Source organism: Streptomyces daghestanicus, from assembly GCF_020521275.1.
GTDB classification, from domain to species: Bacteria; Actinomycetota; Actinomycetes; order Streptomycetales; family Streptomycetaceae; genus Streptomyces; species Streptomyces griseoviridis.
On sequence record NZ_BNDX01000002.1, the window covers coordinates 760,230 to 780,699 of the forward strand.

The 20,470-nt window shown below is 73.3% G+C and carries 23 protein-coding genes; 8 read left to right on the forward strand and 15 right to left on the reverse strand.

All coding sequences use genetic code 11. From position 1 onward, the window contains the following. Positions 1 to 33: 33 nt before the first annotated feature. Positions 34 to 945, reverse strand: coding sequence for an NAD(+)/NADH kinase (locus tag Sdagh_RS03660; protein WP_190077883.1), 912 nt, complete (start codon positions 943 to 945; stop codon positions 34 to 36). Further along, positions 942 to 1,979 carry an SPFH domain-containing protein gene (locus tag Sdagh_RS03665; protein WP_189421529.1) on the reverse strand — a complete coding sequence of 346 codons (1,038 nt, stop codon included), beginning with the start codon at positions 1,977 to 1,979 and terminating at the stop codon, positions 942 to 944. Before Sdagh_RS03665 ends, Sdagh_RS03660 begins: the two co-directional genes overlap by 4 nt. A gap of 380 nt (positions 1,980 to 2,359) precedes the next feature. Here Sdagh_RS03665 and Sdagh_RS36400 point away from each other — a divergent pair, with 380 nt between their 5' ends. Next, positions 2,360 to 2,719 carry a flavin reductase family protein gene (locus Sdagh_RS36400; RefSeq protein ID WP_229879888.1) on the forward strand — a complete coding sequence of 120 codons (360 nt, stop codon included), beginning with the start codon at positions 2,360 to 2,362 and terminating at the stop codon, positions 2,717 to 2,719. A gap of 8 nt (positions 2,720 to 2,727) precedes the next feature. On the opposite strand, the gene Sdagh_RS03675 is transcribed toward Sdagh_RS36400, so the two are convergent. From Sdagh_RS03675 to Sdagh_RS03685, 3 genes are read right to left on the reverse strand one after another with little or no spacing between them, the layout of a single operon-like run. After that, complete coding sequence (locus Sdagh_RS03675; protein WP_189421531.1) at positions 2,728 to 3,084, reverse strand: hypothetical protein; 357 nt, start codon at positions 3,082 to 3,084, stop codon at positions 2,728 to 2,730. Next, positions 3,051 to 3,272, reverse strand: coding sequence for a helix-turn-helix domain-containing protein (locus Sdagh_RS03680; RefSeq protein ID WP_190077884.1), 222 nt, complete (start codon positions 3,270 to 3,272; stop codon positions 3,051 to 3,053). Before Sdagh_RS03680 ends, Sdagh_RS03675 begins: the two co-directional genes overlap by 34 nt. 3 nt (positions 3,273 to 3,275) lie before the next feature. Further along, on the reverse strand, positions 3,276 to 4,796 hold the full coding sequence (locus Sdagh_RS03685; protein WP_189421576.1) for an MFS transporter: 1,521 nt from the start codon (positions 4,794 to 4,796) through the stop codon (positions 3,276 to 3,278). 116 nt (positions 4,797 to 4,912) lie between these two features. Between Sdagh_RS03685 and Sdagh_RS03690 the strand changes: the two genes are divergently transcribed. Further along, the gene (locus tag Sdagh_RS03690) at positions 4,913 to 5,368 is read left to right on the forward strand and encodes an RpiB/LacA/LacB family sugar-phosphate isomerase (RefSeq protein ID WP_189421532.1); all 456 of its coding nucleotides are present in this window, start codon (positions 4,913 to 4,915) and stop codon (positions 5,366 to 5,368) included. 382 nt (positions 5,369 to 5,750) lie between these two features. Here the strand turns inward: Sdagh_RS03690 and rocD are convergent, their stop codons facing one another. The 3 genes from rocD to Sdagh_RS03705 all read right to left on the reverse strand — a co-directional run bounded on the left by rocD (position 5,751) and on the right by Sdagh_RS03705 (position 8,421). Next, complete coding sequence (gene rocD / locus Sdagh_RS03695) at positions 5,751 to 6,971, reverse strand: ornithine--oxo-acid transaminase (protein ID WP_189421533.1); 1,221 nt, start codon at positions 6,969 to 6,971, stop codon at positions 5,751 to 5,753. Next, positions 6,968 to 7,792, reverse strand: a complete 825-nt coding sequence (ddaH, locus tag Sdagh_RS03700; protein ID WP_189421534.1) for a dimethylargininase — start codon at positions 7,790 to 7,792, stop codon at positions 6,968 to 6,970. The genes rocD and ddaH overlap by 4 nt, the downstream gene beginning before the upstream one ends. A gap of 125 nt (positions 7,793 to 7,917) precedes the next feature. Continuing rightward, positions 7,918 to 8,421 (reverse strand): Lrp/AsnC family transcriptional regulator, encoded by a 504-nt coding sequence (locus tag Sdagh_RS03705; RefSeq protein ID WP_189421535.1) that lies wholly within the window; start codon positions 8,419 to 8,421, stop codon positions 7,918 to 7,920. A gap of 77 nt (positions 8,422 to 8,498) precedes the next feature. Here Sdagh_RS03705 and Sdagh_RS03710 point away from each other — a divergent pair, with 77 nt between their 5' ends. Genes Sdagh_RS03710 through Sdagh_RS03725 form a run of 4 tightly spaced genes read left to right on the forward strand, consistent with a single transcriptional unit; the run spans position 8,499 to position 12,577 of the window. Next, positions 8,499 to 9,263: a LytR/AlgR family response regulator transcription factor gene (locus Sdagh_RS03710; protein WP_190077885.1), complete on the forward strand. Its 765-nt coding sequence runs from the start codon at positions 8,499 to 8,501 to the stop codon at positions 9,261 to 9,263. A 3-nt stretch (positions 9,264 to 9,266) separates the two neighbouring features. Then, positions 9,267 to 9,626 (forward strand): hypothetical protein, encoded by a 360-nt coding sequence (locus Sdagh_RS03715; protein ID WP_189421537.1) that lies wholly within the window; start codon positions 9,267 to 9,269, stop codon positions 9,624 to 9,626. A 27-nt stretch (positions 9,627 to 9,653) separates the two neighbouring features. Continuing rightward, positions 9,654 to 11,387, forward strand: a complete 1,734-nt coding sequence (locus Sdagh_RS03720; protein WP_189421538.1) for a sodium/solute symporter — start codon at positions 9,654 to 9,656, stop codon at positions 11,385 to 11,387. After that, positions 11,384 to 12,577: a sensor histidine kinase gene (locus tag Sdagh_RS03725; protein WP_189421539.1), complete on the forward strand. Its 1,194-nt coding sequence runs from the start codon at positions 11,384 to 11,386 to the stop codon at positions 12,575 to 12,577. The genes Sdagh_RS03720 and Sdagh_RS03725 overlap by 4 nt, the downstream gene beginning before the upstream one ends. Positions 12,578 to 12,583: 6 nt before the next feature. Here Sdagh_RS03725 and Sdagh_RS03730 read toward each other — a convergent pair whose 3' ends face one another. The 5 genes from Sdagh_RS03730 to Sdagh_RS03750 form a co-directional block, all read right to left on the reverse strand. After that, positions 12,584 to 12,754 (reverse strand): hypothetical protein, encoded by a 171-nt coding sequence (locus tag Sdagh_RS03730; RefSeq protein ID WP_189421540.1) that lies wholly within the window; start codon positions 12,752 to 12,754, stop codon positions 12,584 to 12,586. Between the two features lie 55 nt (positions 12,755 to 12,809). Next, entirely contained in the window at positions 12,810 to 13,763 is a 954-nt protein-coding gene (locus Sdagh_RS03735; RefSeq protein WP_190077886.1) for a cytochrome c oxidase assembly protein, read from the reverse strand. A 178-nt stretch (positions 13,764 to 13,941) separates the two neighbouring features. Next, positions 13,942 to 14,967: a 6-phosphofructokinase gene (locus tag Sdagh_RS03740; protein WP_189421542.1), complete on the reverse strand. Its 1,026-nt coding sequence runs from the start codon at positions 14,965 to 14,967 to the stop codon at positions 13,942 to 13,944. Positions 14,968 to 15,146: 179 nt separating this feature from the next. After that, the gene (locus Sdagh_RS03745) at positions 15,147 to 15,875 is read right to left on the reverse strand and encodes a type 1 glutamine amidotransferase (RefSeq protein WP_189421543.1); all 729 of its coding nucleotides are present in this window, start codon (positions 15,873 to 15,875) and stop codon (positions 15,147 to 15,149) included. 29 nt (positions 15,876 to 15,904) lie between these two features. After that, positions 15,905 to 17,143, reverse strand: coding sequence for a MurT ligase domain-containing protein (locus Sdagh_RS03750; RefSeq protein ID WP_189421544.1), 1,239 nt, complete (start codon positions 17,141 to 17,143; stop codon positions 15,905 to 15,907). A gap of 163 nt (positions 17,144 to 17,306) precedes the next feature. On the opposite strand from Sdagh_RS03750, the gene def reads away from it, so the two are divergent. Continuing rightward, positions 17,307 to 17,852 carry a peptide deformylase gene (gene def, locus Sdagh_RS03755; protein WP_189421545.1) on the forward strand — a complete coding sequence of 182 codons (546 nt, stop codon included), beginning with the start codon at positions 17,307 to 17,309 and terminating at the stop codon, positions 17,850 to 17,852. Positions 17,853 to 17,867: 15 nt separating this feature from the next. On the opposite strand, the gene Sdagh_RS03760 is transcribed toward def, so the two are convergent. After that, positions 17,868 to 18,509 (reverse strand): TetR/AcrR family transcriptional regulator, encoded by a 642-nt coding sequence (locus Sdagh_RS03760; protein ID WP_189421546.1) that lies wholly within the window; start codon positions 18,507 to 18,509, stop codon positions 17,868 to 17,870. 171 nt (positions 18,510 to 18,680) lie between these two features. On the opposite strand from Sdagh_RS03760, the gene Sdagh_RS03765 reads away from it, so the two are divergent. Then, positions 18,681 to 19,907, forward strand: coding sequence for an acyl-CoA dehydrogenase family protein (locus Sdagh_RS03765; protein ID WP_189421547.1), 1,227 nt, complete (start codon positions 18,681 to 18,683; stop codon positions 19,905 to 19,907). A gap of 40 nt (positions 19,908 to 19,947) precedes the next feature. Here Sdagh_RS03765 and Sdagh_RS03770 read toward each other — a convergent pair whose 3' ends face one another. Then, positions 19,948 to 20,469 carry a cupin domain-containing protein gene (locus Sdagh_RS03770; protein WP_189421548.1) on the reverse strand — a complete coding sequence of 174 codons (522 nt, stop codon included), beginning with the start codon at positions 20,467 to 20,469 and terminating at the stop codon, positions 19,948 to 19,950. Between the last annotated feature and the right edge of the window lies 1 nt (position 20,470).

A 20,470-nucleotide genomic window follows, 5' to 3' on the forward strand; every position in this document is an offset into this window, starting at 1 on the left:
CGAGGGCGTCCGAGGGGCGCGGGCGGCGCCGGGTCACCGCTGCCCCGGGACCCCGGTCACCAGCCGCAGCCGCTGCTCGCACCGGCCCACCCGCACGGTCTGCCCCCACGTCAGCTCCAGGGCGTCGCCCTCCACGCCGTCCCCGAAGGCGACGAGGCGCTCGGACTCGACGGTGAGGCGCAGCCGGCCGGCGGCGGCGAGTTCGCCGGCCACCAGGGACGTCCCGGTGGCCGGCGAGGGCCAGGCCTCGCGGACGAACCACAGCAGGCGGTCCTCCGTGGGGTGCGGCAGGCGCAGGGTGCTGGCCCGCTCCTGCCACACCGACCGGAGCCAGCCGGTCGCGCCGGTGCCGGTGCCCACCAGCACCCCGGAGGAGGCCTGGGCCTCGACGACACCCCCGTCGCCCTCCAGGCCCAGGCGGTATCTGGCCGTCTGGTGTCCGACGGCGCCGAGGTAGATCTCGTTGAGCGCGACCAGCCGCTGGGTGTCGTCGGCGACGGCCTCCACCATGGTCAGCTCCTCCGCGCGGGCGGCGGACGCGCCGCGCAGCAGCGCCGCCGCGGCGGACGCCCGGTGCCGCACCAGGACACCGGGGTTGCGTCCCGGCTCGGGGTCCACGCCGATCACCGGCTGCCCGGCGAGGTACTTCGCCACGTTGGCCACCAGTCCGTCCTGGCCCACCACGACCACGACGTCCTCCGGGGCGAACAGGAAGCGGTCCAGGTCGCCCCGCTCCACGCGGGCCTGCCGCCAGGTCGCCGGGACCGCCGCCGCCACCTCGGCCAGCGCCCGGTGCGCGCGGCGGTGGCGTTCGGCGATCTCCCCGAGGTCGCGGCCCCGGGAGGAGAGGAAGAAGGCGGCCTGCCCGTGGGTGCCGTGCCGGGCCACCAGCTCCTGGTACTCCGTGGTGCGGTGGACCAGGACGGCCCGCGGGGCGAGGCTCATCCCCGGTCCCCGCCGCCGAGCCGGGCCAGCAGTCCGGTCAGGACGTCCGGCGAGACGGTCAGGCTGTCGATGTGCGGCAGGTTCTCCGCCAGCCGGGTCCCGGTGAGCGCGTGCAGCGTCGCCACGTCGGCCTCGCCGTGCACCCGCAGCCAGGCCGCCTGGGCCTCGGCGCGGGCCTCGCCGACCTCGCGCGCCGCCTGGGCCTCGGCGCGGGCGAGGGTCACCGAACGGGTGGCCTCGGCCTCGGCGAGCCTGACCGTGCGCGCCGCCTCGGCCCGCGCCCGCACCTCGTCCGCCGCCGCGGCCTCCTCCGCCTCCCGGCGGGCGTTCGCGCCGCGCTGTTCCACCAGCCGGTGTTCGCGTGCGGCCAGTTCGATCTGGCTGGCCAGTTCGTTCTCGGCGATGGCGCGCTCCCGCTCCACGGCGACGGCCCGCCGCTCGTACGTCGCCCGGTCGGCCTCCTGCTGGATCAGCTCCCGGGCGGGCGTCCGCAGCGCGCGCTCCACCTCCGCCTCGGGCCGCACCGCCATGACCCGTACGGCCACCACCTCGACCCCGGTGGCGGGCAGCCGCGGCTCGGCGCCGAGGCCCGCCGCGATCCGGTCGCGCACCGCGGCCACCCCGTCGACCAGCGCCGACGCGAGCCGGGTGCGGGCCAGCACGTCCAGCGCGTGCTGCTGGGCCGTCTCGGTGAGCAGCGTGCCCAGCTGTTCCAGCGGGGCCCCGCGCCAGGCCCCGGTGTCGGGGTCGACGGAGAAGTCCAGCCGGGCGGCGGCGAGCGCCGGGTCGGCGATCCGGTAGGTGACGGTCGCCTGCACCGACACGTCCTGGAAGTCGGCGGTGCGGGCACGGAAGGTCATGGCCAGCTCCCGGTCCTCGATCGGCACCTCGGAGAGCGCGGCGCTCAACGGGCGGAACCAGAAACCGAGTCCGGGACCGTCGTGCACCAGCCTGCCGTCGCGGTGGTGCCGGATGTGGGCCGTGGGCGTGGCGCGCAGGTGGCGCCAGCCCAGGCGCCGGGTGATGTCGGCCATGAGGGCTCCCTCTTTCTCGTCTCGACGACGATAAGGCGGGAGTGCCGTTATCGTCAAGGGGACGAGAAAGAGGGGTGGGGTGCCTCGCCGAGACCCCCGTCCGGTGCGGTGCCCGGGGTGCGCCCGCCCCAGTACCCCTCCACCACGCGTCGATCGACCGGGGCCGGGCTCTGCGGTGTGCCGGCCGGGAAGAGGCCCGGACGGCTTCCCCCCTGCCACGGAGGCGGCATGACACAGGCGGATGCCACAGGGTTCCGGGCGTTCTTCGGCGCGATCCCCACGGCGGTGGCCGTGGTGACGACAGCCGATCCCGAGAGCAGGTCCCTCGGGTTCACCTGCAACGCTTCTCGGCGGTCTCGCCCGAACCGCCGTTGCCGCCGGTGTGCGCGGGCAACGCGTCCCGCACCCTGCTGGCGCTGCTGCTGCGCGGCGCCTTCGCCGTGCGCCTGCTCGCCGAGGACGGCGAACGGGTCGCCGGGGTGTTCGCCGGCCGGGGCCCCGACACGTTCCAGGGGCTGCCCTGGCGGCCGGCGCGCACCGTGCCGGGCGTGCCGGTCCTGGAGGAAGGCGTCCCGGCGCACACCGAGTGCACGCTCGCGCGCAGCGTGGAGGTGGCCGACCACACCCTGCTCGTCGGCCGGACGGAGAGCCTGCGCGTCCACCCCCGGCGGCCGGCCCTGCACCAGCGGGGCTCCTTCCGGGCCTGGCCGCACGCCGCCGAGGAGGGGGTCCGCGCGTGAACGAGCGGTCAGGCGTGGCAGGCGGGGAGCCCACCGCGGAACTCCACCGTCCCGGCGAAGAGCGCGGGTGTCTCGGCGGCGTCACCGACGGCCTGGCCGCGTTCCTCGGCGTACGCCCGGTGCAGGTTGGGCACCAGCCGCTCGGCGTCGGGCCAGACGCCGAAACGGCCCAGGCCGGCGGCGCGGGCGGCCTCCAGCGGGGTACGGCCGGCCGCGAGCCCCTCCCGGGCCGGACGCTGGAGGAACGCCGGGCAGGCGTCGGTGTCCTCCAGCACCTCGGGCCCGGTGACGGCACCGTGCCCGGCGACCACCGTGCGCGCCCCCAGGGCCTTCAGGGCGGCGACGGCCCGGCGGGCACCGGCCACCGGACGAGCGGGAGCACCTGCCGTCCGTCGCCGGTGTCGGCGACGGTCTCCACGTCGCCCTCGGTCCGCAGCAGCTCGATGAGGGCGGCCCGGATCAGATGCCCGTCGTCGGCGACGAGGACACGTGTCACCGGCACCGGACGCCGCGCGGCCCGCCCTCCGGGCGGACGGAGGGACGTCGCGGCCACGCCCTAGAACTTCGGCACCGGCGCCCGCTCCTCCACCAGGGCCGCCGCCTCCTCCTCGCTCTGCACCGAGGGCGGCGAGCCCTCCAGCGGCTGCCGCGCGGTCTCCTTCATGCAGGCCACCGCCACCACACCGACCAGAGCCGCGGCCATCGCGTAGTACGCCGGCATCATCTCGGAGCCCGTCGCGCCGATCAGCGCGGTGATGACAAGGGGAGTGGTGCCGCCGAACAGGGACGTCGACAGGTTGTAGCCGACCGACAGGGAGCCGTACCGCACCGAGGTGGGGAACATCGCCGGCAGCGCCGCCGACATCGTGCCCAGCAGGCAGACCAGCGACAGGCCGAGCATCAGCATGCCGCCCGCCACCGCCGCCGGGCTGCCCTGCCGGACCAGCAGGAAGGAGGGCGCCGACAGCACGAGGAAGCCCAGCATGCCGGTCATCAGCACCGGCTTGCGGCCGTAGCGGTCGGAGATCCGCCCCACCTGGTTGATGACCAGCATCAGCACGATCATGGTGACCACCAGGATCAGCAGCCCGTGGGTCTCCGAGTAGTGCAGCTCGTCGGAGAGGTACGTCGGCATGTACGACAGCAGCATGTAGTCGGTGATGTTGTACGCGCCGACCAGGGCGATGCACAGCACCAGCATCCGCCAGTGCTGCCGGAAGATCTTCGCCAGATCGCCCCGGGCGGTCTTCTCGACCGCGTTCGCCGCCTCCGCGACGTGCACATTGCCCTCCTCCAGCTTGAGGAAGGCCGGAGTGTCGTCCAGCCGCATCCGCAGGTAGAGGCCGACGAGGCCGAGCGGGCCGGCGACCAGGAACGGGACGCGCCAGCCCCACGCGTCCATCGTGTCCGTGCCGAGCCAGGCGGTGAGCGCCGTCACCAGGCCGGCCGCGCCGGTGTAGCCGGCCAGCGTGCCCAGCTCCAGGAAGCTGCCGAAGAAGCCGCGCCGCTTGTCCGGGGCGTACTCCGCGATGAAGGTCGACGCCCCGCCGTACTCGCCGCCGGTCGAGAAGCCCTGGAGCAGCCGGAACAGGATCAGCAGCAGCGGCGACCAGAAGCCGACGGCGGCGTAGGCCGGCAGCAGGCCGATCGCGAATGTGCCGACCGCCATCAGGATCATGGTCAGCGCGAGGACCTTCTTGCGGCCGATCCGGTCGCCCATCGGCCCGAACACCATGCCCCCGACCGGCCGCACCAGGAAGGCGACGGCGAAGGTCGCGAACGACGACAGCAACTGCGCGGTCTCACTCCCCGAGGGGAAGAAGACCCGGCCGATGGTGCCGGCCAGGTACGCGTAGATGCCGAAGTCGAACCACTCCATGGCATTGCCGAGGGCGGCCGCCTTCACCGCCCGCTTGACCGCCGCCTCGTCCGTCACCGTGATGTCCGACCGGCGCAACCTCGGGTTCTGCCGGCGTCTTACGGCACGGAAGAGGGCCGGGTGACGCTTGCGGGCCGCGGAGTCGGGCGCGGGGCCGTTGTCGGTGGGAGACGTGACTGCGTTCCTTTCCGGGGGCATACCGCTCCAAACGGAACTCATGCTCGTGCACATGCTTTCCAACAGCGCCTGCCACACCACGCGGATCTCACTCTTACGAGTCCGTGTCGCATGGATCACCCGGTAAGGTGCCGGACATGCGGATCGCCGTCTCCTCGGACCTGGACGAACCCGTGGCCCGCCTCCTCGTCGAGGAGCTGCGGGCGCGCGGCCACGAGGTGGTGACCCACGGGGCGCTGCGGCCCGGCGCGGACACCTCGTGGGCGGTGTGCTCCGAGCGGGCGGCGCGCGAGGTCGCCGCCGGCACGGCCGACCAGGCCGTCGTGTGCTGCTGGACCGGGACCGGCGCGTCGATCGCCGCGAACAAGGTCCCCGGTGTACGCGCCGCCCTGTGCGCGGACGCCCGCACGGCGGACGGCGCCCGCCGCTGGAACGACGCCAACGTCCTCGCCCTCGGCCTGCGGCTGACCTCCGGCCCGGTGCTGAAGGAGATCCTCGACGCCTGGTTCGCGGGCGAGCCCAGCGAGGACGCCGAGGACCGGGAGAGCATGGCCCACGTCGACCGCCTCGACGCGGACCGCGGCGCGCGCTAAGGGCCTGTCGTTCGGATCACGCCGCGGACGCGGGGCCCGGCACGCGCACCTGCCGCGTTGTCGTCACTCGCCGACGCTCCGCGTCGACTCCCTCCTCCGCCTCGCATCCGCACGCACCAGGCCCCGCTCACCGGCGCGGGGAAGACGCAGCCGATTCCCCGCGACCTGACCCGAACGACAGGCCCTATACCCACCGGCCCGTACACCCACCGTCCGGCGCGGGGCCGTGTCCGCGAAGTCCCTCCGTCCGCCCGGAGGGCGGGTCAGGCGGCGTCCGGTGCGTGACCCGCCGTGCCGGACGCAGTCCCTCGTACTCGGGCGTGTCCGGTGCGCCGAGAGGGCGTGCCGGGCGTCGCGGAGCAGGAGGCTTCGCGGACCCGGCCTACGCGGTGAGCACCTTCTCCAGTGCCCCCAGCGCCCCCCGCAGCTCGTCGGCGGTGATGGTCAGCGGCGGGGCGATCCGGATCGTGGAGCCGTGGGTGTCCTTGACCAGCACCCCCTCCCGCATCAGCCGCTCGCTGATCTCACGCCCGGTGCCGAGCGCCGGGTCGACGTCCACGCCCGCCCACAGCCCGCGCGCCCGGAACCCCACCACGCCCCGCCCCACCAGCGCCTGGAGCCCCTCGCGCAACAGCCCGCCCAGCTCGGCCGCCCGCCGCTGGTACTCGCCGGTCTCCAGCAGCTCCACCACCGCCGTACCGACCGCCGCGGCCAGCGGATTCCCGCCGAACGTCGACCCGTGCTCACCGGGGCGCAGCACCCCGAGCACCTCGCGCCGCCCGGCCACCGCCGAGACCGGCACGATGCCGCCGCCCAGCGCCTTGCCGAGCAGCACCAGGTCCGGGACGACCGACTCGTGCTCCACCGCCAGGGTGCGCCCGGTGCGGCCGAGGCCCGACTGGATCTCGTCCGCGACGAACAGACAGCCCGCCCGGCGGGTCACCTCCCGCACCCCGGCGAGATAGCCGTCGCCCGGGATCAGCACCCCCGCCTCGCCCTGGATCGGCTCGATCAGCACCGCCGCCGTCGTCCCGTCGACCGCCGCCTCCAGCGCCGCCAGATCGTCGTACGGCACGATGCGGAACCCCGGCGCGTACGGGCCGAAGCCGCGCCGCGCCGTCTCGTCCGTGGAGAAGCCGACGATCGTCGTCGTACGGCCGTGGAAGTTGTCCGCCGCCACCACGATCGTCGCCCGGTCCTCGGGGACGCCCTTCACGTCGTACGCCCACTTGCGGGCCACCTTGATGCCGCTCTCCACCGCCTCCGCGCCGGTGTTCATCGGCAGCACCATGTCCGTGCCGGTGAGCGCGGCGAGCCGCTCGGCGAACGGGGCGAGCCGGTCGTTGTGGAAGGCCCGCGAGGTCAGCGTCAGCCGGTCCAGCTGCCGGTGCGCGGCCTCGACCAGCGCCGGGTGCCGGTGCCCGAAGTTCAGGGCCGAGTAGCCGGCCAGCAGGTCGAGGTAGCGGCGGCCCTCCACGTCCTCCATCCAGACGCCCTCGGCGCGGGCGACGACCACGGGCAGCGGACGGTAGTTGTGCGCGAGGACGGGCTCCTCGGCGCGGATCAGCTCGGCGGAGGTACGGGTCTGCGGGGACGCGGTCATGAACGGATCTCCTGGGTGCAGCACTTGATGCCGCCGCCGGCCTTGTGCAGCTCCGACAGGTCGACGGGGACGGGGACATAGCCGCGCTCGGCGAGCCGGCCGGCGAGGGCGGTCGCCCCCGGGGAGACGAAGACGTGACGCCCGTCGGAGACGGAGTTCAGACCGAACGCCAGGGCGTCCTCGCGGGTCGCGAGCACCGCCTCCGGATACAGCCGGCCGAGCACTTCACGACTGCCCGGGCTGAACGCCTCCGGGTAGTACGCCACGTTCTCGTCGTCCAGTGTGAACAGCGCCGTGTCCAAGTGGTAGAAGTACGGGTCCACCAGCGTCAGCGAGATCACCGGCACCCCGAAGAACTCCTGCGCCTCGCGGTGCGCCTCGGGCGCGGTGCGGAACCCCGTGCCGGCCAGCACCCACCGGCCCGCCGGCGTCAGATCGCCCTCGCCCTCGCACACCGCCTCCGGCTGCCGCACGTCGAAACCCCGCGCCTTGAACCACGCCTCGTACGGCAGTGACTCGGCGCGCCGCTCGGGCGCGCGGAACCGGGAGCCGAGGACCCGGCCGCCGACCATGACCGCCGCGTTCGCCGCGAACACCATGTCGGGCAGGCCCGGCACCGGCGCCACCCGCTCCACGACGTGGCCGTGCGCCCGGTAGGCGTCGACCAGCGCCTGCCACTGGTCCAGGGCGCGCAGCACGTCCACCGGCCGGTCCGGGCTCATCCACGGATTGATCGCGTACCGCACGGCGAAGTACCGGGGCTCGCAGACGAGGAAGCGCCGCCCGCGCGGCACACGGCGCGGCACACGGGATTCGGGCACAGCGGGGTCCTCCGCTTCGCTCACGATGGGTGACGGGGTGTATCACCACGGTAAGAAGGGGCGGAGATGCCCGACAAGCGCGGAAAGCTGCGTGTCGGCGCAGCGATCGTGCGTCGTCCGGTGCTTCAGCGCACGTCCGCTGCGTGCTCCGGCACCGGGTGGCTCGCTCCCGCCTCCGGGCTGTCGGGGATCAGGTGCGACAGCACCATCACACTGATCGTCTTCCGGATGAACGGCTCCACCCGGATGCGCTCCAGCACCTCCTCGAAGTGCTCCACGTCCCGCGCCCGCACGTGCAGCAGCGCGTCCGCGCCCCCGGTCACCGTCATCGCCGCCGTGATCTCCGGATGGTTGCGCACCACCTCCGCCAGCCGCCGCGGCGGCGCCGCGCCCTCGCAGTACACCTCCACGTACGCCTCGGTCCGCCAGCCCAGCGCGGACGGCCGCACCGTCGCCGTGAACCCGGTGATCACCCCGGTCTCCCGCAGCCGGTCCACCCGGCGCTTGACCGCCGTCGCCGACAGCCCGACGCCGGCGCCGATCTCGGCGAACGACGTCCGGGCGTTGGCCATCAGCGCGGTGACGATCTTCCGGTCCAGCTCGTCGAAGGAGGTCGGCCTGCTGTTCATGCGGGCACTGTATCCATCGCATACGTCCACGTCGGGCCCGTGTTCACCCACGCGGATCGCACCTAGACTCCACGTCCATGCTGCGCGCCCTCGCCGTCGACGACGAACGCCCCTCGCTGGAGGAGCTGGTGTACCTGCTCGATGCCGACCCGCGGATCGCGGCCGTGGAGGGCGCCGGCGACGCCACCGAGGCGCTGCGCCGCGTCAACCGCGCGCTGGAGTCGGGCCCCGACGGGCCGGACGCCCTCGACGTGGTCTTCCTCGACATCCAGATGCCCGGCCTGGACGGCCTGGACCTGGCCCGGCTGCTGACCGGCTTCGCCCGGCCGCCGCTGGTCGTGTTCGTCACCGCCCATGAGGACTTCGCCGTACAGGCCTTCGATCTGAAGGCCGTCGACTACGTCCTCAAACCCGTCCGCCGCGAACGCCTCGCCGAGGCCGTCCGCCGCGCCGCCGACCTGAGCGGCGCCCTGCCCCGCATCCCCGTGCCCGACATCCCCGTGCACGAACCCGACCCCGACCACATCACCGTCGAACTCGGCGGCGTCACCCGGTTCGTCGCCGTCGACGACATCACCCACGTCGAGGCCCGCGGCGACTACGCCCGGCTGCACACCGCGCAGGGCAGCCACCTCGTCCGCATCCCGCTGTCCACGCTGGAGGAGCGCTGGCGCTCCCGCGGCTTCGTCCGCATCCACCGCCGCCACCTGGTCGCCCTGCGCCACGTCGGCGAACTCCGCCTGGACGCCGGCACGGTCAGCGTCGTCGCCGGCGGCGAGGAACTCCAGGTCAGCCGCCGCCACGCCCGTGAACTGCGCGACCTGCTGATGAGGAGGGCCTGAGCCGTGCCCCAGGACCCCGCCGAACGCCGCGTCACCGTCACCGGTCCGCCCCGCCGCGGCCCCCGCCCCCGCGCCTACTACCGCCCGCGCACCGAGATCGACGAGCAGACCACCCTCGGCCACACCTACGTCCGCTCACTGATGCGCACCCAACTGCGCGCCGCGCTCACCGGGTTCGCCGTGCTCGCCCTGCTCATCGGCCCGCTCCCGCTGCTGTTCGCCGCGCTGCCCGGGGCCCGCCGCCTGGAGTGGGCCGTCCTCGGCTTCGCCCTGTACGCCCCGCTGGTCGTGCTCGCCCGCTGGTACGTCCGCCGCGCCGAACGCAACGAACGCGACTTCGTCCGCCTGGTCGAGGACCGCTAGGAACACCAGGACCGGAAACCGCCCGCCGTGAACTCCAGTTACGCCGTCCCCGCCGTCGCCCTCGTCGTCGTCGCGACCGTCCTCGTCGGCGCCTTCGGCCTGCGCGTCTCCCGCACCACCAGCGACTTCTACGTAGCCTCCCGCACCGTCGGCCCCCGCCTCAACGCCGCCGCCATCAGCGGCGAGTACCTCTCCGCCGCGTCCTTCCTCGGGATCGCCGGCCTGGTCCTGGTCCAGGGCCCCGACATGCTCTGGTACCCGGTCGGCTACACCGCCGGCTACCTGGTGCTCCTCCTCTTCGTCGCCGCTCCGCTGCGCCGCTCCGGCGCCTACACGCTGCCCGACTTCGCCGAGGCCCGGCTCGCCTCCCAGGCGGTACGGCGCCTCGCGGGCGCCTTCGTGGTCGGCGTCGGCTGGCTCTACCTCCTGCCCCAGCTCCAGGGCGCCGGTCTGACCCTGACCGTGCTCACCGACGCGCCCGACTGGCTCGGCGGGGTCATCGTCGCCGCCGTCGTCACCGCCACGGTCGCCGCCGGCGGCATGCGCAGCATCACCTTCGTCCAGGCGTTCCAGTACTGGCTCAAGCTCACCGCCCTGCTCGTCCCCGCCCTCTTCCTGATCCTCGCCTGGCAGGCCGACGGCGCCCCCAGCCGCGCCTTCGACGAACCCGCCGCCTTCCGCGAGCAGCGCACCGTACGCGTCGAGGACGGCCTCACCCTGAGACTCGACCGACCCCTGACCGTCGAGGCCCACGGCACCGTGGACGGCCGCCGCCACGCCGGCACCCGGCTCCATCTGCCCGCCGGCCCCCACCGCATCGCCGCCGGCACCCGCCTGACCTTCGCCGCCGGCACCTCCGTCCCGGCGGCCACCGCGCACGGCGCCGACGACGCCCTCTCCCCGTCCCGCGCCGAGAGCCGGACCGAACGCCCGCTGTACGCCACCTACGGCCTGATCGTCGCCACCTTCCTCGGCACCATGGGCCTGCCGCACGTCGTCGTCCGCTTCTACACCAGCCCGCACGGCGTCGCCGCCCGCCGCACCACCGTCGCCGTCCTCGCCCTGATCGGCGCCTTCTATCTGCTGCCCCCCGTCTACGGCGCCCTCGGCCGCCTCTACGCCCCCGAGCTGACCCTCACCGGCGACGCCGACGCCGCCGTCCTGCTGCTGCCCGGCCGCATGATCGGGGGAGTGGGCGGTGACCTGCTCGGCGCCCTCGTCGCGGGCGGCGCCTTCGCCGCGTTCCTGTCCACCGTCTCCGGCCTGACCATGGCCGTCGCGGGCGTCCTCACCCAGGACGTGCTGCCCACCCGGGGGGTGCGTCACTTCCGGCTCGGCACCGTCCTCGCCATGGCCGTGCCGCTCGCCGCGAGCGTCCTCGTGGGCGGGCTGCCGGTCGCCGACGCGGTGGGCCTCGCCTTCGCCGTCTCCGCCTCCTCCTTCTGCCCGCTGCTGGTCCTCGGCATCTGGTGGCGGCGGCTGACCCCGCCCGGCGCCGCCGCCGGCATGCTGGTGGGCGGCGGCTCGGCCCTGCTCGCCGTGGCCGCGACGATGGCCGGCTCACCCGGCCCCGGCGCGCCGCACGCCCTGCTGGCCTGGCCCGCGCTCTGGTCGGTGCCGCTCGGCTTCCTCACCATGGTCCTGGTCTCCCTGGCCACCCCGGGCCGGGTCCCGGCCGGCACGGCGGCGATCCTGGCCCGCTTCCACCTGCCCGAGGAACTGCACACCCAGGACCTGAGCCGGGAGGCGGCGGCGTCATGAGCGGATTCCTGGCCGGCCTCTGCGTCGCCGTGCTCCCCCTCCTCGCGGCCGGCTTCTGGCTGGGCCGGCGCACCGCCCGCCCCGAGAGCCTCGGCGGGCTCGGCACCCCCGTCGAGCACGCCACCTTCCAGACCCTGCACACCGCATCCCTCGCCGCGCCCCCGCTCCGGGCGGGCCTGACCGAGGAGACCGCCCGCAAGTCCGCCCGCACGCTCCGCTCCCTGCTCGGCACCGACGCGCTCTGCCTGACCGACACCGAGGGCGTCCTGGTCTGGGACGGCGCCGGCGCCCACCACCGCACCGAGATCATGGACCGGCTCGCCGGGCCGCTGGAGACCGGCCGCGGCGAGGCATTCCCGCTCACCTGCGCCACCCCCGACTGCGCGGTCCGCTGGGCCGTCGTCACCCCGCTCACCGTCGACGACCGCGTCCTCGGCACCCTGGTGGCCTGCGCGCCCCGCGAGTCCGCCGTCCTCGTCAGGGCGGCGGGCGAGGTGGCCCGCTGGGTCTCGGTCCAGCTGGAACTGGCCGACCTCGACCGCTCCCGCACCCGCCTCATCGAGGCCGAGATCAAGGCCCTGCGCGCCCAGATCTCCCCGCACTTCATCTTCAACTCGCTCGCGGTGATCGCGTCCTTCGTCCGCACCGACCCCGAGCGCGCCCGCGAGCTGCTCCTGGAGTTCGCCGACTTCACCCGCTACTCGTTCCGCCGGCACGGCGACTTCACCACCCTCGCCGACGAACTGCACGCCATCGACCACTACCTGGCCCTGGTCCGCGCCCGCTTCGGCGTCCGCCTCGCGGTCACCCTCCAGATCGCCCCCGAGGTACTGCCGGTCGCCCTGCCCTTCCTCTGCCTCCAGCCCCTGGTGGAGAACGCCGTCAAACACGGTCTGGAGGGCAAGTCCGACCGGTGCCACATCCAGATCACCGCGCAGGACGCGGGCGCCGAGGCGCTCGTCGTCATCGAGGACGACGGCGCGGGCATGGACCCCGGCCTGCTCCGGGCCATCCTCGCCCGCGAGGCCAGCCCGTCCGGCGGCATCGGCCTGTCCAACGTGGACGACCGGCTCCGCCAGGTCTACGGCGACGACCACGGCCTCGTCATCGAGACCGCCGTCGGCGCCGGCATGAAGATCACCGTCCGGCTCCCGAAGTACCAGCCGGGCGTCCGGCCATCGCGCGCGTGACCCCGGCTAGGCGCTGCGCGTGGCCACCATCCCCAGGGTGATCAGCCCCAGCACGACCCAGCCGAACCACAGCCAGCCGTTGCTGCCGAGCGCCACCGTGTAGGCCGTCACGGCCACCAGGGCGCCGATGGTGAGCGCCCCCATCGTCTTCGTGGAACCGTCCGTGGAACCGGGCATCGCGACACCCTCCTCAAGGGTCCGTTCCCCTCCATGGTGCCCCGGGAGCGCCCGCTCAGCTCCCGCGCGTCTGCAAGGAGGCCAGATACGCGTTGTACGCCTCCAGCTCCTTGTCGCCGTCCCGGTCGGCGGCGCGGTCCTTCCGCCTGGCCTGCCGCTGGTCGGAGGCGTACCACTGGAACAGCAGCGCGATCAGCACCAGCACGGACGGCACCTCGCTGAACGCCCAGGCGATCCCGCCGGCCGCGTTCTGGTCGGAGAGCGCGTCGATGCCGAGCGAGGCGGGCGGGTTCTCGAACGTGGAGACCATCGGCGAGGACGCCATCATCAGCGCGATCCCGAAGAACGCGTGGAACGGCATGCCCGCGAACAGCTCCAGCATCCGCATCAGGTAGCCCGGCCGGTGCGGCCCCGGGTCCACGCCCATGATCGGCCAGAAGAAGACCAGGCCGACGGCGAGGAAGTGCACCATCATCGCCACGTGCCCGACCTTCGAGCCCATCAGGAAGTCGAACAGCGGCGTGAAGTACAGCGCGTACAGGCTCGCGATGAACAGCGGGATGGTGAAGACCGGGTGGGTGACCACCCGCATGTACCGGCTGTGCAGCAGCATCAGCAGCAGCTCCCGCGGCCCCTTGCTGCCGCGCACCGAGGCCGGCGGCAGCGCGCGCAGCGCGAGGGTGACCGGCGCGCCGAGCAGGATCAGGATCGGCGACACCATGCTGATGACCATGTGCTGCACCATGTGCACGCTGAACATGACCATGCCGTAGTCATTGAGCCTGGTGCACATCATCAGCGCGATGCTCAGCACACCGGCGGCGAACGCGGTCGTCCGCCCGGCCGGCCAGGCGTCCCCGCGCCGCACCAGCCGCACGACCCCCCAGCCGTAGAGGGCGAGCCCCAGCAGACAGGCGACGAGGAAGAACGGGTCCGTCGACCACGCGAACCCCCGCCCCAGCGTGAACGGCGGCAGATCCATGGTCATGCCGTGCCCGCTGTGATCCATCACCGGCTCCTGTTTCGTGCTGATTGCCGCGGTCTGTCCGCCCCAAGACTAGAACCGCCCCCGGCACCTGACGTCACCGGGGGCGGAGCAGCGCGCCACAGGGGCGCGGGGCCGACTCGACACGCGGCTCGCCGGGCGGGCGCGCGCAACCACAGCCGACCCGCCGACGCCCCGCAGGTCAAAGCACGCACTCCGCTTCCGCGTACCGCTCGTCCGGCACGGTCTTCAGCGTCTCCACCGCCTCCGCCAGCGGCACCGTCACGATGTCCGTCCCCCGCAGCGCGGTCATCCTCCCGAACTCCCCGCGATGCGCGGCCTCCACCGCGTGCCACCCGAACCGCGTCGCCAGCACCCGGTCGTACGCCGTGGGCGTCCCGCCCCGCTGCACATGCCCGAGGATCACCGGCCGCGCCTCCTTGCCGAGCCGCCGCTCCAGTTCGACGGAGAGCTGCCGGGCGATCCCCGCGAACCGCTCGTGCCCGTAGACGTCCTTGCCGCCCTCGTCGAACGCCATGGTCCCCGGCTTCGGCTTCGCGCCCTCCGCCGCGACCACGATCGCGAACCGCTTGCCCGCCGAGAACCGCTCGCCGACCTTCGCGGCCAGTTCCTCGATGTCGAAGGGCCGCTCGGGGACGACGACGGCGTGCGCGCCGGCCGCCATGCCGGAGTGCAGCGCGATCCAGCCGGTGTGCCGGCCCATGACCTCCACGATCAGCACCCGCTGGTGCGACTCGGCGGTGGTCTTCAGCCGGTCCAGCGCCTCCGTCGCGACCGTCACGGCGGTGTCGAAGCCGAAGGTGACGTCCGTGACGGCGATGTCGTTGTCGATGGTCTTGGGCACCCCGACTATCGGCAGCCCGTTGTCGGACAGCAGCCGGGCCGCCTTCAGCGTGCCCTCGCCGCCGATCGGGATGATCGCGTCGAGCCCCAGCTCCGCGACATGCCCCCGGGCCCGCTCCACGCCGTCCCGCAGGTGCTCGGGACGGACCCGGGACGAGCCGAGGATCGTGCCGCCGAGGGCGAGGATGCCGCCGACCGCGTCGAGGTCCAGCTTGAGGTAGTCGCACTCCAGGAGGCCCTTCCAGCCGTCCCGGAAACCGATGACCTCGTCGCCGTGATCGGCGACGGCACGGTGTACGACGGACCGGATGACCGCGTTCAGGCCGGGGCAGTCGCCGCCGGAGGTGAGGACACCAATGCGCATAGCACGGAACACCTTCTCGAAGGGGGACACGGGACCGGACCGCCCTGTCCGGCTCGATCCCCGCCACCCTAGCGGCACCGGGGGGCGGGCCCGCACCGGGCGTCCGCTTGCTGGACGAGCCCGCTCACCTGTGCGTATGTCCCATCAGACGGGCCCCGCGCCTCCCCTTGGGAGAGACGTCAGGCGGGCTGCTCCGCCGCCGCGATCCGCTCGGTGCGCAGCGCCTCGTACCAGCGGTCGTCGGTCGGCGGCAGCGCGTTCACGTCGAGGGCCAGCTTCAGCAGCAGGTCCGCGATGAGCGGGTTGCGCGCGAGCACCGGCCCGTGCATGTACGTACCGAAGACCGTGTCGTTGTACGCGCCCTCCGTGCCGTCCCCGGTGCCGTTGCCGTTGCCGAAGCGGACCTGGGCGAGCGGGCGGGCGGTCGGACCCAGGTGGGTGACGCCCTGGTGGTTCTCGAAGCCGGTCAGCGGGGGCAGGCCGAGGCGCGGGTCGATGTCGCCGAGGACGTCGCCGACGCACCGCGCGCCCTCGCCGCGCACCGAGACCACGTCGAGCAGGCCGAGGCCGGGCTCGCGCTGGCCGAGGTCGTTGACGAACTCGTGGCCGAGGATCTGGTAGCCGGCGCAGACCGAGAAGACGATCGCGCCGTTGCCCACCGCCCGGTGCAGCCCGCCGTCGCGGCGCAGCCGCTCCGCCGCGAGCCGCTGCGGCCGGTCCTCACCGCCGCCGATCAGGTAGATGTCGCCGGAGGTCGGGATCGGCTGGTCGCTGCGCACGTCCAGCCTGGCCACGTCCAGGCCGCGCTGGCGCGCCCGGCGCTCGACGACGAGGACGTTGCCCTGGTCGCCGTAGGTGCTGAGCAGGTCGGGGTAGATCCACACGACCCGCAGCTGATTGTCGCTCACTCTCAAGTCCCCTACAGGTGTCTCGTGGATCAGTTGCCGACGCGGCGGCGCAGGTCCTGGAAGGCGGTGTAGTTGGCGATGACCTCGATCCGGCCCGGCGGGCACTGCTGCACCGCCTGGTCGAGGTTGTCGCAGACCTGGAACTGCTGGTTCGCCACTTCCAGGCGGACCGCGAGGTCCAGCTTCCGGTCGCCGATCACGCAGATCGGGTGGCCGGTGAGCCGCGTGTAGTCGACGTCCCACAGCCACGAGGTGTCGGTGCCGTCGGCGCCGCGCGCGTTGACCGAAAGGATCACCGGCGTGGGCGGCGGGTCGATCAGGGAGAAGGTCTCCAGCCAGCCGGCCGGGTTCTTGGCGAGCAGCAGCCGCAGGTCCCGGTTCTGGAACTGGACGACGTCGTACCGTCCCGCGACCGCCTGCACCTGGTACATCCGCTCCAGCGCGACCTGCGGCGGCACCCCGAAGACGGCGGTCACGGCCGCCGAGGAGGCGGCGTTGGCCTTGTTGGCGCGGCCGGGGAGCTGGAGGTGGATCGGCCAGGCGGAGCCGTTCGGGTCGATGACGTGGTCGCCGGAGAGCGCCCAGCTCGGGGTGGGGCGGCGGAAGCCGCACTCGCCGCAGAACCAGTCGTCGCCGGGGCGCTGCATCACGCCGCCGCAGGACGGGCAGGACCAGGCGTCGTCCTTCCACATCTGCCCGGCGGCCACCCAGACCACGTTGGGCGAGGAGGAGGCGGCCCAGACCACCAGCGGGTCGTCGCAGTTGGCGACGACGACGGACTTGGTGCCGGCCAGGCCCTCCCGCCAGTTCTCCGCGAGCATGCGGGTCTCCGCGGCGCGGTCGAGCTGGTCGCGGGAGAGGTTGAGCAGGGCGATGCATTTGGGCTCGGTGGCCTGGGCGACGCCGACGAGGTACTTCTCGTCGACCTCGATGACGCCGTACCGGGCGTCCGCGCCGCCGGCCAGCGCCGAGGTGATGCCGGCCGGCATGTTGGCGCCGAGCGCGTTGGAGACGACCGGGCCGGCCGCCTTGAGCGCCTCGGCGATGAGCCGGGTGGTGGTGGTCTTGCCGTTGGTCGCCGAGACCAGGGTCACGTCCAGGTGCTGGGCGAGCCGGGCGAGGAGGTCGGGGTCGAGTTTCAGCGCGACCCGGCCGCCGATCACCGAACCGCTGCCGCGTCCCGCCGCACGGGACGCCGCCGCGACCGCCTTGCCCGCGGTCACGGCCAGCTTGGCCCGCGGCGTGAGCGGGTCCGAGTTGCCTGCCATCAGTTCTCGATCCTCCTTGCCGTACGCGCCGCGCCTGAAGCCTGGGAAGCCTGACGGCCACGTGGTGTGGACCTCAGCCTATCGAGATCCATGAACACTCCCGAATCGCGGCCCGCGCGGGCGGGGCCGGAAGGGGGTGCGAGGGACCCGTACGCTTGCGGCCATGCGACACGGCCCGATCCCGGGCGCCCGCGGGCGCGTCCGGCCCCTCACCCTGCTCGGAGACACGGTACTGCGCGAGCCGTGCCGCGAGGTCACCGACTTCGGCCCCGAACTGGCCGTCCTCGTGGAGGATTTGTTCGCCACCATGTACGCCGCCCGGGGCGTGGGCCTGGCCGCCAACCAGATCGGCGAGCCGCTGCGGGTCTTCGTGTACGACTGCCCGGACGACGAGGACGTGCGCCACCTGGGTCACGTGGTCAATCCGCGGCTGGTGGCGGCCGACGGGGTGGTGGTGCGCGGTCCGGAGGGCTGTCTGTCGCTGCCGGGCCTGGAGGCCGGGACCGAGCGGTACGACCACGCCGTCGTCGAGGGCTTCACTGCGGACGGGGCGCCGGTCACCGTGCACGGCTCGGGCTTCTTCGCGCGCTGCCTCCAGCACGAGAGCGACCACCTCGACGGTCGCCTGTACGTCGACCACCTGACGGGATGGCGCCGGCGCCGGGTGCTGCGGCGGGCCGCCCGGACCTCCTGGGGCGGCGCTTCCTAGCGAGCCCGGCGGGCATCAGAAACCGGGGCCGCCGGTCCGGTCGTCCGCCGCCGCCAGCCGGCCCCACAGCAGGTCGGTCAGTCCTTCGACCAACTCCGCGCGGTCGCAGGGGCGTTCACCGAGCCACCAGTCGCCGGCGGCGTGCATCATCCCGACGATCCCGTGCCCCCACACCCGGGACAGCCGCTCGCTGCCGGGGCCGAGGTCGAGCCGCTCCTCGATCACCTGGGCCAGTTCCTCGCCCATGCGGCGCAGCAGCGGCGCCGAGTGCTTGCCGACGTCGAAGCCCGCCTCGCCCTGGGGGCTGTCGGCCGGATGCATCAGGAAGCGGTACACCTGCGGGCGGGCCTCGATGGCCGCCAGATAGGTGTCCAGGGTGGACGCGACGCGCCGGCGCCGCTCCGCCGGGGCGTCCAGGGCGGCCCGCAGCGAGGCGAGGAGGGCGTCCGTGTGGCGCTGGGCGAGAGCGGCGTAGAGTCCGCCCTTGTCGCCGAAGTGCCGGTAGAGGATGGGCTTGGTGATGCCCGCCTCGGCCGCGATGGCGTTCATCGAGGCATGCGGCCCGTCGCGCAGCACCACCCGGTCGGCGGCCTCCAGCAGCTCTCGCCGCCGGCGGTCGGCGGACCGCTGCTGACCGGTCCGCTGCCTGGTCTCCATGTGCTCTCCCCAGCTGTGCCGATTCGGTGACGCCTGCGCAAACTAGCATTCACCGCCCCTCGGCGATCGAACGGGCTGCCGACCCCCCGGAGGGGAGTTGACTTTTCTTACCCATCGGTAACAGACTCGCTGTTACCGTTAGTAACACGCAGGTGCGTCACTGGAGGGGACATGGCCGAGTTCACCATGGAGCTCAACGACGAACAGAAGGAGGTGCGGGACTGGCTGCACGGCTTCGCCGCCGACGTCATCCGTCCCGCCGCCGCCGAATGGGACGAGCGTGAGGAGACTCCCTGGCCGGTCATCCAGGAGGCCGCCAAGGTCGGCATCTACTCCCTCGACTTCTACGCCCAGCAGTACTTCGACGCCACCGGCCTCGGCATCCCGATGACGATGGAGGAGCTGTTCTGGGGCGACGCGGGCATCGCCCTGTCGATCGTCGGCACCGGCCTCGCCGCCGTCGGCGTCCTCGCCAACGGCACCGAGGAGCAGATCGGCACCTGGATCCCGCAGATGTACGGCGACGTCAACGACGTCAAGGTCGCCGCCTTCTGCTCCTCCGAGCCCGACGCCGGCTCCGACGTCGCCTCCATGCGCACCCGTGCCGTCTACGACGAGGCCAAGGACGAGTGGGTCCTCAACGGCACCAAGACCTGGGCGACCAACGGCGGCATCGCCAACGTCCACGTGGTCGTCGCCGTCGTCGACCCGGAGCTGGGCTCCAAGGGGCACGCCTCCTTCATCGTCCCGCCGGGCACGAAGGGCCTCTCCCAGGGCCAGAAGTTCAAGAAGCACGGCATCCGCGCCTCGCACACCGCCGAGGTCATCCTGGACGACGTGCGCGTCCCCGGCTCCTGCCTGCTCGGCGGCAAGGAGAAGCTGGACGCCCGTCTCGCCCGCGCCCGGGAGAAGGCCAGGAAGGGCGGCGAGCGCGTGAAGAACGCGGCGATGGCCACCTTCGAGGCGTCCCGCCCGGCCGTCGGCGCGATGGCGGTCGGCACCGCCCGCGCCGCCTACGAGGTCGCCCTCGACTACGCCAGGACCCGTGAGCAGTTCGGCCGGCCCATCATCGACAACCAGGGCGTCGCCTTCCAGCTCGCCGACATGCGCACCGCCGTCGACGCGGCGCGGCTGCTGGTGTGGCGGGCGTCCTGGATGGCCATCAACGGCAAGCCGTTCACCGCGGCCGAGGGCTCGATGTCCAAGCTCTTCGCCAGCGAGACGGCGAAGAAGGTGACCGCCCAGGCGGTCCAGATCCTGGGCGGCAACGGCTACACGCGGGAGTACCCGGTGGAGCGGATGCACCGGGACAGCGCCATTTACACGATCTTCGAAGGCACGAGCGAGATCCAGCGGCTGGTCATCGCCAGGACGCTGTCGGGGATGCCGATCCGGTAGGGCCGCGCGCGGTTCCCCCGTGCCCCCGGGTGCGGTGCTCTCACCGGTGTCTCAGCGGTGTGAGCTGCTGGATGTCGTACTTGGCGCGGAGGGCCTCGATGGCGGCGTGGTCCGGTTCGCCGCCGTCCTGGAGGATCTCCAGGAGTTCCTCGAAGTAGCGTTCGTGATCCGGTGGCGGGCTCGCCTGGAAGAACATCTTCGCCGGCGTGTCCGTCGGGTTCGCGAACGCGTGCGGGCAGCCGGGCGGCACGACGATGACCGTGCCCGGGGTGGCACGGACCACCCGGCTGCCCGCACTCGACTCCCAGCGCTGCCAGTTGTCGGGGGTGCGGACGCGCGGCTCGAAGGCGAGCACGTCCAGCTCGCCGTCGAGCACGTAGAACAGTTCCTCGCTGCGGGTGTGCACATGGGCGCCGACGTCGAAGCCCGGCGGCACGATCACCTCGAAGGTGGACGCCATCCGCGAATGCGAACCGGTCACCTTGAACGTCACGTGCTGGGCCGGGGCCTCGACCACCCGGCCGTGCCCCGGCGGCACCAGCAGCCCCTCGGTCGCCGTCATC